Annotated in this window: 3 protein-coding genes; 1 reads left to right on the top strand and 2 read right to left on the bottom strand. The window is 73.4% G+C overall.

The window, feature by feature from the left end; all coding sequences use genetic code 11:
• Positions 1-766 (top strand): serine protease (locus H5J29_RS31605; RefSeq protein ID WP_181784589.1); only part of this gene is annotated, 766 nt, incomplete at its 5' end.
• Here H5J29_RS31605 and hpt read toward each other — a convergent pair.
• Together hpt and H5J29_RS31595 are read right to left on the bottom strand one after the other, a co-directional pair.
• A complete protein-coding gene (hpt, locus tag H5J29_RS31600) occupies positions 763-1326 on the bottom strand; it encodes a hypoxanthine phosphoribosyltransferase (protein ID WP_181784588.1) in 564 nt (187 codons plus the stop codon). The two genes, H5J29_RS31605 and hpt, sit on opposite strands and share 4 nt — an antisense overlap.
• 16 nt (positions 1327-1342) lie before the next feature.
• Positions 1343-1711, bottom strand: a 369-nt coding sequence (locus H5J29_RS31595; protein WP_181784587.1) for a TilS substrate-binding domain-containing protein, incomplete at its 5' end; no start/stop codon positions are given.

Below are 1711 nucleotides of genomic sequence, written 5' to 3'. Positions count from 1 at the left end.
GACCGTCACCCAGGGCGGCGGCGTCTGCACCAGCAACTTCGTGTTCCGCTCCGGCGAGGGCACGCTCTACCTCGGGCAGGCGGCGCACTGCGCGGGCACCGGCCGGTCCACCGAGACGGACGGCTGCAGCTCCTCGACGATGCCGGTCGGCACGCCCGTCACGGTGAAGGGCGACGGGGGCTTCACCACGACCGGGCGGATGGCCTACAGCTCCTGGGTGACCATGCAGCAGCGCGTCGAGACCGATCCGGTGGTGTGCGGCTACAACGACTTCGCACTCGTCGAGCTCCCGCCGTCGGCGGCCGCCGTCACCAACCCGACCGTCCCGTTCTTCGGCGGGCCGACCGGGGTGGCCACGGCGGGCCTGCCCTCCGGCGCGCTGACCTACAGCTACGGCAACTCCCCCACCCGCGGCGGCGTCTCGGCGCTGGGCCCCAAGGCGGGCGTGAGCGCCGGGGACACCGCGAGCGGCTGGGCGCACCAGGTCTACACCGTCTCGCCGGGGGTGCCCGGGGACTCCGGCAGCGCCTTCCTCGACGCCTCCGGTCGCGCGGTGGGGCTGCTGTCCACGCTGAACCTCGCGCCGCTGCCCGTGAGCAACGGGGTCGCCGACCTGGCGAAGTCGTTGGCCTACGCGAACCTGCACGGCGGTCTGGGGTCGGTCGGCCTGGTCGACGGCACCGCCCCGTTCACCCCGACCCCGCCGGGGGTCCCGCTGGAGGACGTCGCCCCGCCCGCAGGCCCGCCCGTCGGAGCGGAGTCCTAGGCGTAGACGCTCGGGTCCAGGGTCCCGATGTAGGGCAGGTCCCGGTACCGCTCGGCGTAGTCCAGGCCGTACCCCACGACGAACTCGTTGGGGATGTCGAAGCCGACGTACTTGACCGGCACGTCGACCTTCACCGCGTCGGGCTTGCGCAGCAGGGTGACGACCTCGAGCGAGGCGGGCCCGCGGGACTCCAGGTTCTTGAGCAGCCAGGACAGCGTGAGCCCCGAGTCGATGATGTCCTCGACGATCAGCACGTGCCTGCCCGCGATGTCCCGGTCGAGGTCCTTGAGGATCCGGACCACGCCGCTCGACGACGTCGAGGACCCGTACGAGGTGACCGCCATGAACTCCAGCTGCACCGGCAGCGGCATCGCCCGCGCGAAGTCCGTCATGAACATCACGGCACCCTTGAGCACCCCGACCAGCAGGAGGTCCGCCTCCGGGCCGCCTCCCGCGCAGAGCTCGCTGTAGTCCTTGCCGACCAGCTCCGCGAGCTCGGCGGACTTCTCCGCGATCTGCTCCTCGGTGACCAGCACGGACGCGATGTCCCCGTCGTACACGCGGTTCGACCCTTCGTCAGCGGACCCGTTGCAGCGCAAGCCTGCCACCTTCGCGGACCAGGTCCAACCCGCCGGGGAGCCGGGGGCCGCCCTGACCGCGCCACCGGGCGACGAGTTCGTCGGCCGCCCGCAGGTGGGCGTCGGTCGGCGAGGGGGCGCCCGCCTCGGTGAGCCAGTCCCGCAGGACCCGCCTGCGGACGGCGGCGGGGGCCTCGACGAGGACCGCCACCCGCAGTCCCCGACCGTCCCGGGCCTCGTCGAGGACCCGGTCGGCCCATGCGGAGAGTGCCTCGTCGTCCTCCCGGAGCTGGGCGGCGGTGCGGGCCAGGGCCTCCGCGACCCCACCCGCCAGCACCTCCTCCAGCAGCGGCAGGGCCTCCGTCCG

Origin of the sequence: Pseudonocardia pini (assembly GCF_013870575.1) — a bacterium.
GTDB classification, from domain to species: domain Bacteria; phylum Actinomycetota; class Actinomycetes; order Mycobacteriales; family Pseudonocardiaceae; genus Pseudonocardia; species Pseudonocardia pini.
The sequence above is the reverse complement of the archived record's forward strand: the minus strand, read 5'-3'. Positions and strand labels throughout refer to the sequence as shown.